Genomic DNA, 14,159 nt, shown 5'->3' with positions numbered 1-14,159 from the left:
CTTCGGCCGGACCCTCCCCCTCGAGGGGGAGGGGGACGTAGCGCTAACAGCAAGGCTATCGCATTGAGAAAAGACCCCCTCATCCGGCCGCTTCGCGGCCACCTTCTCCCCGCTGGGGAGAAGAGGCTGGCGTCAACGCTGGCGACCTCCTCTCCACTCGGGGAGAGGTCGGATTGCCCCGAATTGCCCTTTGCAATTCGGTTGGCAATCCGGGTGAGGGGGTTTTTTGCCGTTGCCCTGAACCCAGTGAGCGGCCAGCCATGACCTCCATCGCAGCAACCTCCGCACCCACCCGCCGCAAACTGGTTGGCGCCGGCCGCCGGCAGTGGGTCGGCCTGCTCTATGTCGCGCCGGCCGTCGCGCTGGTCGTCGTCTTCTTCATCATTCCGCTTGGCATGACGGCGTGGATGTCCCTGCACAACTGGCCGCTGATGGGCGCGCACTCGTTCATTGGCCTCGACAATTACTGGGCGATCCTGCGCGATACCAGGTTCTGGAACGCGCTCAAATTCACCGGCTACTATACGGTGATCGTCACCATCGCGATCTTCGTCGTCGCCTTTCCGCTGGCACTGTTCATCGAAAGGCCACGGCCGCTGACCGGCTTCTATCGGACGTCGTTCTTCATGCCGGCGGTCATCGGTTTCGCCTCGGCCAGCCTGCTGTGGTCGTGGCTGCTCAATGTCGATTCCGGCCTGTTCAGCCCGGCCGCCTTCGAGCTCGGCCTGACCGAAAGGAAGGTCAACCTGCTGGCGACGTTCCAGCCGGCGTTCTGGTCGATCATCGCCATGGTCGTCTGGAAGGTGGCGGGTTTTACCATGATCATCCTGATGACCGGCCTGCAATCGATCCCGCCGGATCTGCAGGAGGCGGCGATGATCGACGGGGCAGGGCCGCTGGCGCGGTTTCGCGCCATCACCCTGCCGCTGATGCGCCGCACGCTGGCGCTGGCGCTGATCCTGTCGGTTGCCGGCTCGGTGCTCGCCTTCGACCAGTTCTACATCATCCTGCGCGGGGGACCGCGCAACCAGACGCTGACCGCCGTCTACTGGATTTTCAACCAGTCGTTCGTGTCGTTCAAGCTCGGCTATGGCGCCGCGCTGTCGATGGTCCTGCTGGTCATCCTGGTCGCGCTCAGCCTGATCCAGCTGCGGTTGCTGCGCCAACCGGAGGGCGTTGACTGATGGCGCAGGCACGAAGCCGCAAACGCCGCATCGGCATGCAGATCGCCGACCACGCGACGGGCATCATCGCCTCGCTGCTGTTCCTGGCGCCGATCGTCTGGACCGTGCTTTCGGCCTTCAAGCCGGCACAGGAATCGCGCCAGCCGCCGCTGCCGCCCTGGCCGACGACGGGTTTTTCGGTCGAGAATTATGCCACGCTCAACACCTTTGGCGATGGCCTCTGGCTGCCGGCGCAAAACAGCATCTATGTCTCGGTCATGACGGTGGTGCTGTCGGTGATCGTCAGCGTGCTGGCCGGCTACGGCTTCTCGCGCTTCCGCTTTCCGCTGAAGAACCTGCTCTTCGTCCTTATCCTGTCGACGATCATGATCCCGTTCCAGTCGATCCTGACGCCGATCTTCCTGGTGCTGACCAAGATCGGCCTGCACAACACGCTGACCGGGCTGGTCTGCGTCTATGTCACGCTGCAGCTGCCGTTCTCGATCTTCATGATGCGCAACGCCTTCGACGCGGTGCCGCGCGAGATCGAGGAGGCGGCGCGCATGGACGGCGCCAACAATGTCACCATGCTGCTGCGGGTGATGCTGCCGCTGGTCTGGCCAGGCATCGTCACCATCGCGCTGTTCGCGTTCCTCGGCGCCTGGAACGAATTTTTGGCAGCGCTGGTGCTGATGACCGATCAGTCCAAATTCACGCTGCCGATCATGATGACGGCACTGCAGTCGGGCCGCTTCGGCGCCATCGACTGGGGCGCGGTGCAGGCCGGGGTCACCGTGATGATGGTGCCATGCCTGGTGCTGTTCCTGCTGCTGCAGCGCTTCTACATCCGCGGCCTCATGGCAGGGGCCGTGAAGTGACCAATCGAACCGAACCGGAGTAAATTGATGACTGCATCGCAATCCGCCAAGCCGGCTGCCTCGCTGGACAAGCCGAAACGCGCCTTTCGTCCGCTGCCGGTGCCGCAGGTCGAAGTGCGCGGCTTCTGGGGCGACCGTGCCGATGCCGTCGCCACCAGGACCGCCGGCATCCTCTACGACCGCTGCGTCGAGGCACGCATGCTCGAGCAGATCGATCCGGATCGGCCATCGCCGGGCGTCGTCATTCCGTTCCACTCACCTTCACCGGACGAAGCAGCCACCGCCGGCAACGAATTCACCGGCTCGACGGTCACCACCCAGATGTTCTGGGACTCCGACTGGGGCAAGACCATCGAGACCGCCGCCTACTCGCTGTATCGCCGCCGCAACGACGCGCTGGAGAAGAAGATCGACGCCGTCATCGACATGTACGCCAAGCTGCAGCAACCCGACGGTTATCTGTCGAGCTGGTACCAGCGCATCCAGCCCGGCCTGCGCTGGACCAATCTGCGCGATTGCCACGAGCTCTATTGCGCCGGCCATCTGATCGAGGGCGCGGTCGCCTACTACCAGGCGACGGGAAAACGCAAGCTGCTCGACATCATGTGCCGCTATGCCGACCATATCGCCGAGACCTTCGGCGCCGAGCCCGGCAAGAGGAAAGGCTATTGCGGCCATGAGGAGATCGAACTGGCGCTGGTCAAGCTCGCGCGGGTCACCGGCGAGCAGAAGTACATGGACCTGGCAAAATACTTCATCGACCAGCGCGGCCTTGAGCCGCATTATTTCGACGAGGAGGCGCGTGCCCGCGGCGCCGACCCAAAAGCCTATCATTTCAAGACCTACGAATACAGCCAGTCGCACAAGCCGGTGCGCGAGCAGGACAAGGTCGTCGGCCATGCGGTGAGGGCGATGTATCTCTATTCCGGGATGGCCGATATCGCGACCGAATATGGCGACGACACGCTGCGGGCGGCGCTCGACCGGCTGTGGGACGACCTCACCACCAAGAACCTCTACATCACCGGCGGCCTCGGGCCGTCGTCGCACAATGAGGGCTTTACATCAGACTACGACCTGCCCAACGAAACCGCCTATGCCGAGACCTGCGCTTCGGTCGGACTGGTGTTCTGGGCGAGCCGCATGCTCGGCATGGGCCCCAATGCGCGTTACGCCGACATGATGGAGCGGGCTCTCTACAACGGCTCGATTTCGGGCCTGTCGCTCGACGGCTCGCTGTTCTTCTATGAAAATCCGCTGGAAAGCCGGGGCAAGCACAACCGCTGGAAATGGCACCGCTGCCCGTGCTGCCCACCCAATATCGGCCGCATGGTCGCCTCGATCGGCAGTTATTTCTACGGCCTGTCCGGCGATGCCCTTGCCGTCCATCTCTATGGAAACAGTACGGCTCGTTTCGATATCGCAGGAACGCAAACGGAGCTGCGCCAGACCAGCAACTATCCATGGGACGGCGCGGTCTCGATCACGATCGAGCCCGAGGCGCCGACGACATTTACCTTGCACCTGCGCCTGCCGGCCTGGTGCCGCAAGGCGGCGCTCAAGGTGAACGGGGAGGCGGTCGATCTGCCGGCGGTCACCAGCGACGGCTATGCCGCGATCCGGCGCGAATGGCGCAAGGGCGACCAGGTCGAGCTCGACCTCGAAATGGCCATCGACCGGCTCTATGCCAACCCGCAGGTGCGGCAGGATATCGGCCGCGTCGCGCTTGCCCGCGGTCCGCTGATCTATTGCGTCGAGGAGACCGACAATGCCGGCCAGCTGCACCGCATCGCCTTGCCGCCGACAGCCGAGATCGAGGCGCATCAGCAGCCGAACCTTTTGGGCGGCGTCGTGACGCTTTCGGCTGTTGCCAGGAAAGAGGCGTTTGAAGACTGGGACAACGGCCTCTATCGCACCGAACCGCCGGCGGTTGAAGAAGCAAAAATCACCGCCGTGCCGTATTTTGCCTGGGACAACCGCGATCCCGGCGAGATGCTGGTCTGGATCAGAAGCGCCGGATAGGCGGTACCGCAGCTTCAGCATACCTTGAATTCACCATGGCGCGCGTCATCTAGTTTTGAGTGGCGTCAGCCACTTCAACGGGCGGAGGCAGATTGTGGCGCTCGAAGCTGTTGTGCGTGCGAACGCCGGCGGTCGGCTTACGGTCGTGACCATTGCGGCGGTGCCGTTGCTGTTCGTGATCAGCGGACTGGCCATCCGCTATGCGGCTTTTGCTTCGGTGTCGGAGGAGACAGGTTTCGCGGCTTATGCCCGTGCGCTGTGCCGGTGGGATTGCGCCTGGTACATTGGCATCAGCGAACAGGGCTATGAGCGTTTTCCCATTCCAAACCACAGCAATGTCGGTCGCTGGAGCTTCTTCCCGCTCTATCCGGTGCTGGTGGCGGCGATCCGGTCAGTTTTCCCTTTCCCTACGATACTGATCGCGACGATCACCTCGATTGCGTGCAGCTACGCCGCCTGTCTGGTGGCGTGGCCGCTGCTCGAGAAGAACATGCGTGCCTATATACTGTATTGCGCGTTTTTGCTCAGCGGGCCGTTCTCGTTTCACTTCACGACCTTCCTGAGCGAACCGCTTTTCGTGCTGCTGACCTCCTGCGTCTTTCTGGCGCTCAAGCGCTCCAGCTATCTCGCCGCGGGCGTTTCATCCGCACTGCTGTCGGCGACCAGGCTGGTCGGAGTTTTCGTCGTCTTTGCGACCGTCATTCAAATGTTCAGCGAGCACCGCCGGCAGGGCGGATCGGCGCTGTCTTTCCCGCGTTGGCTGCTTGGCCGACCGGATCTGCTGGTCGCTGTCCTCATCTCGCCGGCCGGTTTGTTCGCTTACATCCTGTTCCTGTACCTCACCGTCGGAGACGGCTTTGCATTCCTGCACATCCAGCGCGCGTTCGGACGGGTGGCGGGCAATCCGCTGGTCTTTCTATGGGACGGGCTCTCAGCTGTTCCGACCACCGGATGGCTGCCCACGTCGCCGCAATGGAGTGCACTCGCCGCGATCGCCGGTCTGGCGCTGTCGGCCGTCCTGGCGGTACGTAGGCAATATGGCGCGGCACTGTTCTGCGCGCTCTGCATCGTCCTGCCGCTGATCACCAACCTGGCCTCGATGGTCAGATACGTCATTGGGCTTGCGCCCCTGACAATTCTGCTCGCCATCCTGTTGTCGGCGCCGAAGCTGATGTGGTTGGCGGCTTTGGTTCTCTTCCTTGGCGCCTGTTATTTCACGACTGTGGCGTGGATCGGAGGCTACCTTGCCCTGGTCTGACGATCCGGCCCGGTATCGGCGCGCCGCCTGGCTCGGCGGCTATGCGCTCGCGGCGGTTCTGGCCGGGGCCGAGATCGTCATCCTTGCGCTTGCTCTCAATCCGGACGTCAACGCCGACTATCGCGCCTACTACATCGATCGGACGACGACCTGCCTCAATCGCGATGCGACCGGCAGCTACACACTTGGCCAGACGGTGTCGTTCCGGAGCGACGGCGCCAAACGGGCAGCCAGCATAAAGGTCTGCGGCTGGTCGGGGTCGGCAGGCGACGGCACCCATTCGCTAGGCGAGACCTCGCGGCTTCGCGTGAAGATACCGCCGCTCCGCGACAGCCTGATGGCCACGCTGGAAATGGCCGCCGTCATTCGTCCACCGCAGATCACGCAAAGGGTGGTGATCTCGGTGAACGGTGTTCGGGTGCATGCGGAGACGCTGTCTGGCAAAGAACCACGAACGGTCTCGTTCGTCGTTCCACCGGCGGCTCTCGGCAAGGCCGATACACTCGAAATCGCCTTCGACTATCTCGACGGCATTCCGCCGACTCCGGCCGCCAGCGACATCTACAAGCGCTCCATCAAGCTGGTGTCGTTGCGGCTGGATGCGATTTGAGATCACGCTCAAAATCTGCAGTCCATGCGTATCATGAACGCGCGCAATAGGCGTGTTCACAGAACGCTGCATTACAGCCAATGAAGAGCATTGCCGTGCGCTGGCGACCAGCACGGGGTCGCAGCGTACCAGCAGTGCCGAGCGTGTCTTAGCGAAAGGTCTCCGGCCCGGGGCGCGCCATGGCCTGCTCTCGAGGTGTTTTGTCTGCGGTCGCCATGATCAAGCTGGCGAAGCGCGTGAGATCCACATTGCCGCCACTGACGATGACACCGATGCGCTGGCCGCGCAGGCTTTGCGATTCACTGCGAACCGCCGCCGCTGCAAGGCAACCGGTGGGTTCGACCACGATTTTCATGCGCTCGGCGAAAAAATGCATCATTTCGATGAGCTCGTCGTCGCTGACCGTGGTGATAGCGGCAACCTTGTCGCGGATGACAGGAAAATTATGCGCGCCCAGATGGGTGACGACCGCGCCATCGGCGATGGATTTCGGCACCTCGATGGTGACGACCTCACCCCGCGCGAGCGATTGCTGACCATCATTGCCGGCCTCCGGTTCAACCCCGACGACCCGGCAGGCGGGCGCGCATTCCGCTGCCGCCAGTGCGGCGCCGGCGAGCAGGCCGCCACCACCAAGGCAGACATAAAGGGCATCGAGAGAGCCGGCCTCCTGGATAAGTTCAAGTGTCGCCGTGCCTTGCCCGGCAATCACATCGGGGTGGTCATAGGGTGGAATGAGGGCGGCTCCCCGCTCGGCGGCGATCCTGCCGCCAATCTCTTCGCGATTCTCCGTGTAGCGGTCGTAGAATATCACTTCGGCGCCATAGCCGCGGGTGGCACGCACCTTCAGCTCGGGCGCATCCCTGGGCATGATGATGACTGCCTTGACGCCCTTGATCGCGGCCGCATAGGCCAGCGCCTGCGCATGATTGCCCGAAGAATAGGCCACCACCCCGCGCGCCCGCACCGAAATCTCCAAGGCCAGAAGCGCGTTCATGGCGCCGCGGAACTTGAACGCGCCGCCACACTGGAAGTTCTCGCACTTGAAGAACACCTCGGCGCCGGTCAGCTCGTTGAAGGTGCGCGAGGTCAGCACCGGCGTCCGGTGGGCCAATCCGGCGAGGCGCGCCGCGGCGGTCAGAACATCGTCGAATGTCGGGATATTGAGGGGCATTGCGGGTCGCCTTCTTCACTTTGCCGATGGTGGGCCGGCCGATGGGCTGGCTTGTCTGCGAGGATACGTGTTTGCGCGAACCGGCGATCGCAGTCGATGGGAAGGTTGGCGCAACATTCGCCCGAATGGCGGGCGACAAACCGTAGGAAATGCCGCTCGTTAGCCAACACCGCTGTCTTCCCCTGAGAACCGCTGGCTAGAATGAGGGAAAGCCGGGGAGATGTCATGTCCGTCACCGCAGACGATTCGCAGCTGGTACTGCTTGCGGGCGATCAGGTCGCGCCGCTGTTGGAGCCGGATGCCGTCCTCGATGCCGTGCGGCGGTCCTTCGAGCTTCACAGTGCGCGCGAAGGCAGGGTCTTTCCGCTTGTGCGCGAGAAGCTGCATACCGGCGGCATTTTCGGTATCAAGTCGGGCGACGTGCCGAAAGCCGATCTTCTGGGCTTCAAGGCAGCGGGCTTCTGGCCAGCCAACCGCGAGGCCGGCAAGGAGCCGCATCAGGCGACCATCGTGCTTTTCGACCCGCATACCGGGCGTCCCTTGTGCATAATCGACGGGAACGCCATCACCACCTTGCGCACAGGGGCGGCTGGCGCCATTGGCCTGACCCTGCTGGCCCGCCCCGAAAGCCGGTCGATCTGCATTTTCGGCACCGGCACCCAAGGCCGGATCCAACTGCGCCTGGCCCTGCGTGCCATGCCCGGTCTGGACACCATCCATTACCTGACGGCGGACGGCCGCCCCGACGCGGCGTTCGAGGCGGCATTCGAGGATTTCGCGCCGGCCCATTCGAACCAAGCCGCCAAAGCTGTCGGCTCGAGCGATATCATTATCACCGCGACCCCTGGCAGCGGGCCGCTGTTTCCGGCAGAAGCGGTGCGGCCCGGCACGCACATCAACGCCGTGGGTGCCGATACGCAAGGCAAGCGGGAACTGCCCGACGGCCTGCTTCGCCGGGTACGGCTCTTTGCCGACGACTGCGAACAATCGGCCGCTGTCGGCGAAGGCCAGTGGGACACCGGCTGCCGGGCGACCGAAATCGGCGATCTTCTGACCGGAAAAATGCCGTTCAGGCGCGATGCCGCCGACATCACGGTCTTCGATATGACCGGGCTCGCACTGCAGGATCTGGCGGTCGCGGATATGCTCTGGCGACAGGCCAGGAGCCGGGGCACGGGAACGCGTGTGCCATGGCGCTGGTAACGCGGGAGAAACAGGCAATGACGACCAAGACCATCCATTTGTTCAACGCGCAGAGCGGCATATTCGCCGCCATTTTGCTACAGGACGAGGTCGATGTGACTCCTTTCGGCGAAACCCCGAAGATCGGCCATCTCGTTCGCATCGGACCAAATGCTCCTGCTCTCGATCATCTGGATATCGCCATCGGCGACGCGGTCGCCGAAAAACAGGAACGATAGGTCGGGGTCGCACCGTTTGGATGTCCAGACCAACTCGTCGGCGTCGGGGCGACTCTGGTGGATGGCCAGGGCCCATTGACCAGTGATGGGAGTCAGCGATTTGCATGACGATGGTATGTTGGACGTAGCGCCAAGGCCGGAATAATCTCGCCCGATGCCGCATCAGCCTGTCGCTCCGACCAAACGTCGTTTCGCCCGCTCGATGCGGCGCGAGACAACAGAGGCGGAGGACCGCCTGTGGCACGAACTGCGCGGACGCAGGCTCGATCGCATCAAATTCCGGCGTCAGGCTCCCATCGGCAAATTCATCGCCGATTTCGTTTGCGTCGAGGCCAGGCTGATCGTCGAGATCGACGGCAGCCAGCATGCCGATTCGAACCACGATCGGGAGCGAGACGCCGAATTGAAGGCGAGGGGCTTTCGTGTGCTGCGCTTTTGGAACGACGACGTGCTGCGGGATTTGAACGCCGTCTGCGACACCATCATCGCTTATGTCCGCGATGAGAGTTTGCAGCCGTGGCGGTAATGGCGCGGTCTTGCCTTCTCCCCCTGTGGGAGAAGGTGGATTGGCGCGCAGCGCCAAGACGGAAGAGGGGTGTTGGACGGAGCGCCGTCCGTGCCAAGATGGAGCACCCCTCATCCGGCCGCTTCGCGGCCACCTTCTCCCAGAAGGGGAGAAGGGAAAGCGCGGCATTCCGCGCCTTGGCCAAGCCGCATACTGGGTCGGTATCTTTCCGAGCTCGAGCGGGGCGAAGCGGCTGCGACGCCCGAGGCCCGGATTGAAGGCGTTTGCCGCGAACTGGCGGTCGTGGACGCGGTGAAGCTATGTGCCTGAAGCGCGCCTGTATGTATTGGATGCCGGAAGAGGGTGCGGCGGCGGCGACCGCATCGGCGAGAGCGGTCATCAAACGGTCCAGATTGCGCCTGAGCCCGTAGGTAACGATCGCTCGGCGCCCTTTGCTGTTGCCATTGCGGTCAATCGCGTCAGAAGGCGCCGACTTCCATTTTGGATCTGTCCGTGAAGCGTGACAGGCGGAATGGCGTCGGATCGACGCTTGCCGCGTCACCGGCGACCAGATCCGCCGCCAGATGGCCAATGCCGGGGCCGGCGCCGAAGCCGTGTCCGGAACAGCCTGCGGCGACGAACGCTCCGCCGATGCTGTCCACCGCCGAAATCACCGGTACTGCGTCCGGTGTGAAGTCGATATACCCGCCCCAGGAGGACACGATGCCGGCATCGGCAATGGCGGGGAACAGGGCCCTTATCTGCGTCATGATGCTTGCCACCATTCGCTTGTCCGGAGCGGGATCGAGGACGCGGATGCGCTCAAAGGGGGTCGGCCTGTCGAGACGCCAGCGACCGAGTGTTTCCGGGCCTGCGAAGAACGAGCGACTTACGCCGATCTCGACGGCCTTCAGCCGTTTGATGAACATCGGCAGAAACGGGCGGGCATAGCGGATCCCCTGCGGCGTGATCTCGAGCGTCGCCCTGCCGCTGGCGGCTATCGTGTAGCTGCCGTCGATCCGGCGCGTCAGGGCACCGTCAGAGGTAAAGATTGCCCCGCCAAGATCCGGTGCCGGACCGGTCCGCAAGGTGGTCTGACGGACGCTGGCCTGCGGCAGCGAAACCGCATGCATGCGCAGGAAAGTAGAAGCCCAGGCGCCGGCGGCGCACAGCACCGCGCTGGTGCGGATCAGGCCTTTCTCGGTGACGACGCCGCTCACTTGCCCATTGGTGATATCCAGGCCGCGTGCCGCGCAGTTCTGATGAATGGTCGCGCCACGCTTGCGGGCGCCCTCGGCGATCCGCGGGGCGGCCAGCCAGGGCTCGGCCTTGCCATCGTCTGCCGCGTGGACGCCGCCCAGCCATTTGCGGCCGCCAGCCGCGGGAACGGCGGCAGTGGCCTCCTCGGCCGTAAGCATCCGCGTCTTGACGTCGAACCGCCGCGCAACCGCGCGCCACTTGTCCCATTCGGCGAGCTGCTTTGGATCGTCCGTCGCATAGATGAGCCCGCAACGGCGAAAGCCAAGGTCGTGCCCGATCTCTTCGGTCAGCTCTTGCCACAGCCGCAGCGCCAGATTGGCAAGCGGCAATTCACGTGCATCGCGGTTCTGCCGGCGGCACCAGCCCCAGTTCCGGCTCGACTGTTCGCAGCCGACATAGCCCTTTTCGATCAGCGCCACCGACAGGCCGCGCCGCGCCAGGGAATAGGCCGCGCTGGCGCCGACAATCCCGCCGCCGATCACCACGACGTCCGCTGACCTGGGCAGCGTTTCATCGCTGCTGATGTGGTGGATTAAAGGGGACATGGCGGCCTCGGCAATCAATGATAGCTCGCAGTATCGGCGACCGGTGCCGCAGAATGCACTGACTACAGCGGCATTTTGGTATTTTTGCACCGAATATCGCCGGCATTCGGCGAGTGGCGCGAAAGAGGCGGTTCTATCGTCCTGTCAGTCTTCCCACTCCAACAGTCCTGGTGCTCATGAACACCCAGTCCGTCACATTCGAACCTTTTGAAGCGCACCATCTTGAGGAAGCGACGGCCCTGTCGCGAGCGGCCGGCTGGCCGCACCGGAGGGAAGACTGGGCCATGATCTGGTCCCTGAGCGAAGGTCAGGTCGCGTTGGAAGCTGGCAGGGTGGTGGGAACCGCCTTCATGACCCCTTTCGGAAGAACCTGCGCAACTCTCAACACCATCATCGTCGATGAGGCAATGCGTGGTCGCGGGCTGGGACGGCGGCTGACCACCACCGCGCTCGAGCAGGCCGGTGACCGCGAGTGCCGCCTTACCGCCACGGCCGACGGACTGCCTCTTTATGAAAAGCTGGGTTTTGTCGCGACGCACGATGTTCGGCAGCACCAGGGTACCGTCGGGCAGGTCAGTGCGCCTCCGGCCGTGGAATGGATCGGGTCCGAGCACCTTCCGACACTCACCGTGCTCGATCGCGCCGCCTTCGGTGCGGATCGTGCCGCGCTCATGAACGCCTTGGCGGGCGAGGGACGGTTTGCGGCCATCACCAACGAGGACGGCATCGCGGCCTTCGCGGCCGTGAGGGCATTTGGCAGGGGAGAGGTCGTCGGACCGGTCGTGGCGCAGGATCGCGATCAGGCGAGAGCCCTGATCGCCTTCATTCTCTCCGGAATGCAGGGCCGCTTCGTGCGCATCGACATCCCTGAAGACGCCGGCCTTTCACCCTGGCTCGAAGGACTGGGGCTTGCCCATGTGGGCGGGCCGGTTGCCATGCTTCGGGGCGCAAGCAATATCCCCGGTTCCACGAACCCACGCATCTTTGCCCTGGCCAGCCAGGCCCTCGGCTGAGGCCAACTCAGAAGACCATGGATCAGGTGGAGCGGTCGCTGTGCTCGCCGGGTCCTCGCTGCGCAAAAACCCATCGGTCGAGCATGAGAAGATTGACCGCCGGAACAAGCAGGCATGTAACCACAATGGCAATGATCGGCGGCAGGCCGAGTTTCGCCGTCAAGAGCGCCGGCGCTGCGTAAGCCACGGCAAAGCCTGTCGCCGTCAGCAGGAGAAAACGCCCAGCTTCCGATCGATGCGATCCATTCGACATGAAGGTTACCGATTTATGGGCGAAATATGAAAACACGGCAGCCGCGGCGTAGGCCGCGAGCGACGCCTGGATCGGCGAAAGGCCGATCCATTTCGATTCGACCAAACCGATAGCCAGGGCAGCATACAGGATTGTCGCAGCGATGCCGACCAACCCGAAGCGCGCCAGCAGCTTCAGCCCGGCGCCGGCAGTCGAACGGTCCTCAGACATGCGCGCTGCACGCATACTGGGCCCCGAGCGGCAGAGGCGCGAGCAGGCGCTCGAGTCGTCTGGCGAAGGACGTGGCCGACGGCAGCAGCAGGAAGTGCTCGGATCGGATATCCTGAAAACCCGTCTCCTGAAAAAGCGACCTTGCTTTGGCGGCGTTGAGCAGGACCGCGTCCTGGTCGAACGGACACCGCAACACCGCGAGACGCGTCAGCGGATTATAAGGGTTGTGCTCGATGATGCAGGCGACGCCGCCCGGCCGCACGACGCGCCGCATTTCCCGGAAGAAATCGAGCCAGGAGGCGGGCAGAACATGATGGACGACGCAACTGGCGAAAGCCAGATCGAACGCGCCGTCGCCATAAGGCAGGCGCGGCGTCGTGCAGGCCCGGTAGCTCACACACGGATTGTCCTGGCTGGCGCGCAGGATCGATTGTTCCGAGACGTCGCATCCATCCAGGCTCTCGAACGCGCCTTCGAGATAAGGGTGGAGCGACCCGACGCCGCAGCCGATATCCAGCGCCCGCACCCCGCCCTGTCGAAGCCCACGCTCGACGGCGAGACGCCGCAGCAGGTCGGCCTTGGCGATCAGAAAAAAGTCGTGCCCGAGTCCGGAAAACCGGATGGATCCTGCGACCGCCTCGCCATAGTTCGATTTATAACTGTCGAAGAGTTCGGCCATCAGCCGAGGCTCCGTTCCTGGGTTTTCGAAACGGTCGACGGCTCTCACTGGCGGCACGCATCGCCTTGTCGAAGCCGGCGACCCGATCGATCACGTAAAGCGGACGGCGTTTCACCTCGGCGTGGATGCCGCCGACATAGAGCCCGACCACGCCGGTCATGAAAAGATTGATGCCGCAAAGCAGCGAAACGATCACCACGGTGGATGTCCAGCCGGCAATGATGCCGGTTTCAAAAATCCAGGCGAAGATGGCGTAAATGCCGAACAACACCGCAAGCGCGGAGATCGCCAATCCGCCCCACAGCGCCATGCGCAGCGGCTTCTCGGAGAAGCTTACGATGCCGTGAACGGCAAGGTGCATCATCTTCCAGAATGGGTATTTGGTCTGGCCAAGGGTCCGCGCCGGGCGTTCGAAGGGCACCGCTGTCTGCTTGAACCCCATCCAGGCGAACATGCCCCTGACGAAACGGTCGTGTTCGGGCATTTGCTTGAAGGTTTCCAGAGCCTTGCGCCCGACCAGGCGAAAATCGCCGACGTCGCGGGGGATGTCGACCGACGTCATCTTCTCCAGCAGGCGGTAGAAGAGACTCGCCGTCAGGCGCTTGAACCAGGATTCGCCCTCACGCTTGACACGGCGGGCATAGACGATCTCGAAGCCTTCCTTCCACTTCGCCACCAGATCGAGGACCACCTCCGGCGGGTCTTGCAGGTCGGCATCCATGACGATGACGGCATCACCCGCAGCCGCATCCATGCCGGCCGTGATCGCGACCTGATGGCCGAAATTGCGGGAAAGCTCGATCAGCCGGAAGCGCGGCTCGACGGCGACGACGTTGCGAAGGTATTCGACGCTCCCATCGAGGCTTCCGTCATCGACGAAGATCGCCTCAGTCTCGCCGTCCAGCCGGCCGATCAGCGAACTGATCCGCTCGATCAGTCGCGGCAGCACCTGTTCTTCATTGTATATGGGAAGGACCAGCGAGTACCGCGGCGGCGACACGTTCACCGCAGTCCTGATGCTTTGGATCACAGGGTCTCGCATGCCGTTGAAAATGGAACGCAAGCTACAAAGTTCCAAGGACATACAAGAAATCGCTAAATTTAGCGGTTTCGGCCAGATGCTGATCATGCGTGGAAAGGAACACAGGCGTTACCGTAATCGAACGTC

At 63.3% G+C, this 14,159-nt stretch carries 14 protein-coding genes; 9 read left to right on the top strand and 5 right to left on the bottom strand.

Features of this window, described 5'->3' with window-relative positions; genetic code table 11:
* Positions 1 to 260: 260 nt before the first annotated feature.
* From AC0L2V_RS26895 to AC0L2V_RS26875, 5 genes are all read left to right on the top strand, one after another.
* Positions 261 to 1,184 carry a carbohydrate ABC transporter permease gene (locus AC0L2V_RS26895; RefSeq protein WP_091600506.1) on the top strand — a complete coding sequence of 308 codons (924 nt, stop codon included), beginning with the start codon at positions 261 to 263 and terminating at the stop codon, positions 1,182 to 1,184.
* Positions 1,184 to 2,041 carry a carbohydrate ABC transporter permease gene (locus AC0L2V_RS26890; protein WP_473521673.1) on the top strand — a complete coding sequence of 286 codons (858 nt, stop codon included), beginning with the start codon at positions 1,184 to 1,186 and terminating at the stop codon, positions 2,039 to 2,041. The genes AC0L2V_RS26895 and AC0L2V_RS26890 overlap by 1 nt, the downstream gene beginning before the upstream one ends.
* 27 nt (positions 2,042 to 2,068) lie before the next feature.
* Positions 2,069 to 4,063: a glycoside hydrolase family 127 protein gene (locus AC0L2V_RS26885; protein WP_473521672.1), complete on the top strand. Its 1,995-nt coding sequence runs from the start codon at positions 2,069 to 2,071 to the stop codon at positions 4,061 to 4,063.
* 94 nt (positions 4,064 to 4,157) lie between these two features.
* Entirely contained in the window at positions 4,158 to 5,321 is a 1,164-nt protein-coding gene (locus AC0L2V_RS26880; RefSeq protein ID WP_473512978.1) for a hypothetical protein, read from the top strand.
* Complete coding sequence (locus AC0L2V_RS26875) at positions 5,308 to 5,931, top strand: hypothetical protein (RefSeq protein WP_473512979.1); 624 nt, start codon at positions 5,308 to 5,310, stop codon at positions 5,929 to 5,931. Before AC0L2V_RS26880 ends, AC0L2V_RS26875 begins: the two co-directional genes overlap by 14 nt.
* Positions 5,932 to 6,079: 148 nt before the next feature.
* On the opposite strand, the gene AC0L2V_RS26870 is transcribed toward AC0L2V_RS26875, so the two are convergent.
* Positions 6,080 to 7,105 (bottom strand): threo-3-hydroxy-L-aspartate ammonia-lyase, encoded by a 1,026-nt coding sequence (locus tag AC0L2V_RS26870; protein WP_473521671.1) that lies wholly within the window; start codon positions 7,103 to 7,105, stop codon positions 6,080 to 6,082.
* A gap of 225 nt (positions 7,106 to 7,330) precedes the next feature.
* On the opposite strand from AC0L2V_RS26870, the gene AC0L2V_RS26865 reads away from it, so the two are divergent.
* The 3 genes from AC0L2V_RS26865 (at position 7,331) to AC0L2V_RS26855 (ending at position 9,052) form a co-directional block, all read left to right on the top strand.
* The gene (locus AC0L2V_RS26865) at positions 7,331 to 8,308 is read left to right on the top strand and encodes an ornithine cyclodeaminase family protein (RefSeq protein WP_473521670.1); all 978 of its coding nucleotides are present in this window, start codon (positions 7,331 to 7,333) and stop codon (positions 8,306 to 8,308) included.
* A 17-nt stretch (positions 8,309 to 8,325) separates the two neighbouring features.
* Positions 8,326 to 8,526 carry a hypothetical protein gene (locus AC0L2V_RS26860; protein WP_473521669.1) on the top strand — a complete coding sequence of 67 codons (201 nt, stop codon included), beginning with the start codon at positions 8,326 to 8,328 and terminating at the stop codon, positions 8,524 to 8,526.
* A gap of 154 nt (positions 8,527 to 8,680) precedes the next feature.
* Positions 8,681 to 9,052, top strand: coding sequence for an endonuclease domain-containing protein (locus tag AC0L2V_RS26855; RefSeq protein ID WP_473521668.1), 372 nt, complete (start codon positions 8,681 to 8,683; stop codon positions 9,050 to 9,052).
* Positions 9,053 to 9,510: 458 nt separating this feature from the next.
* Here the strand turns inward: AC0L2V_RS26855 and AC0L2V_RS26850 are convergent, their stop codons facing one another.
* On the bottom strand, positions 9,511 to 10,836 hold the full coding sequence (locus AC0L2V_RS26850; protein WP_473521667.1) for an NAD(P)/FAD-dependent oxidoreductase: 1,326 nt from the start codon (positions 10,834 to 10,836) through the stop codon (positions 9,511 to 9,513).
* A gap of 176 nt (positions 10,837 to 11,012) precedes the next feature.
* On the opposite strand from AC0L2V_RS26850, the gene AC0L2V_RS26845 reads away from it, so the two are divergent.
* Positions 11,013 to 11,849 carry a GNAT family N-acetyltransferase gene (locus AC0L2V_RS26845; RefSeq protein WP_473521666.1) on the top strand — a complete coding sequence of 279 codons (837 nt, stop codon included), beginning with the start codon at positions 11,013 to 11,015 and terminating at the stop codon, positions 11,847 to 11,849.
* A gap of 22 nt (positions 11,850 to 11,871) precedes the next feature.
* On the opposite strand, the gene AC0L2V_RS26840 is transcribed toward AC0L2V_RS26845, so the two are convergent.
* From AC0L2V_RS26840 to AC0L2V_RS26830, 3 genes are read right to left on the bottom strand one after another with little or no spacing between them, the layout of a single operon-like run.
* A complete protein-coding gene (locus AC0L2V_RS26840) occupies positions 11,872 to 12,312 on the bottom strand; it encodes a GtrA family protein (RefSeq protein WP_473521665.1) in 441 nt (146 codons plus the stop codon).
* Positions 12,305 to 12,991, bottom strand: a complete 687-nt coding sequence (locus tag AC0L2V_RS26835; RefSeq protein ID WP_473521664.1) for a class I SAM-dependent methyltransferase — start codon at positions 12,989 to 12,991, stop codon at positions 12,305 to 12,307. Before AC0L2V_RS26835 ends, AC0L2V_RS26840 begins: the two co-directional genes overlap by 8 nt.
* Positions 12,966 to 14,021, bottom strand: coding sequence for a glycosyltransferase family 2 protein (locus AC0L2V_RS26830; protein WP_031256224.1), 1,056 nt, complete (start codon positions 14,019 to 14,021; stop codon positions 12,966 to 12,968). Before AC0L2V_RS26830 ends, AC0L2V_RS26835 begins: the two co-directional genes overlap by 26 nt.
* Positions 14,022 to 14,159 lie beyond the last annotated feature (138 nt).

Source organism: Mesorhizobium sp. WSM4814 (assembly GCF_055811595.1).
This window is presented reverse-complemented; position numbering and strand designations above follow the sequence as displayed.

Coding starts and splice junctions, on each gene's coding strand:
- AC0L2V_RS26865 (WP_473521670.1), top strand. CDS start 7,331: ATGTCCGTCACCGCAGACGATTCGCAGCTGGTACTGCTTGCGGGCGAT.
- AC0L2V_RS26840 (WP_473521665.1), bottom strand. CDS start 12,312: ATGTCTGAGGACCGTTCGACTGCCGGCGCCGGGCTGAAGCTGCTGGCG.
- AC0L2V_RS26885 (WP_473521672.1), top strand. CDS start 2,069: ATGACTGCATCGCAATCCGCCAAGCCGGCTGCCTCGCTGGACAAGCCG.
- AC0L2V_RS26860 (WP_473521669.1), top strand. CDS start 8,326: ATGACGACCAAGACCATCCATTTGTTCAACGCGCAGAGCGGCATATTC.
- AC0L2V_RS26845 (WP_473521666.1), top strand. CDS start 11,013: ATGAACACCCAGTCCGTCACATTCGAACCTTTTGAAGCGCACCATCTT.
- AC0L2V_RS26890 (WP_473521673.1), top strand. CDS start 1,184: ATGGCGCAGGCACGAAGCCGCAAACGCCGCATCGGCATGCAGATCGCC.
- AC0L2V_RS26855 (WP_473521668.1), top strand. CDS start 8,681: ATGCCGCATCAGCCTGTCGCTCCGACCAAACGTCGTTTCGCCCGCTCG.
- AC0L2V_RS26870 (WP_473521671.1), bottom strand. CDS start 7,105: ATGCCCCTCAATATCCCGACATTCGACGATGTTCTGACCGCCGCGGCG.
- AC0L2V_RS26895 (WP_091600506.1), top strand. CDS start 261: ATGACCTCCATCGCAGCAACCTCCGCACCCACCCGCCGCAAACTGGTT.
- AC0L2V_RS26835 (WP_473521664.1), bottom strand. CDS start 12,991: ATGGCCGAACTCTTCGACAGTTATAAATCGAACTATGGCGAGGCGGTC.
- AC0L2V_RS26850 (WP_473521667.1), bottom strand. CDS start 10,836: ATGTCCCCTTTAATCCACCACATCAGCAGCGATGAAACGCTGCCCAGG.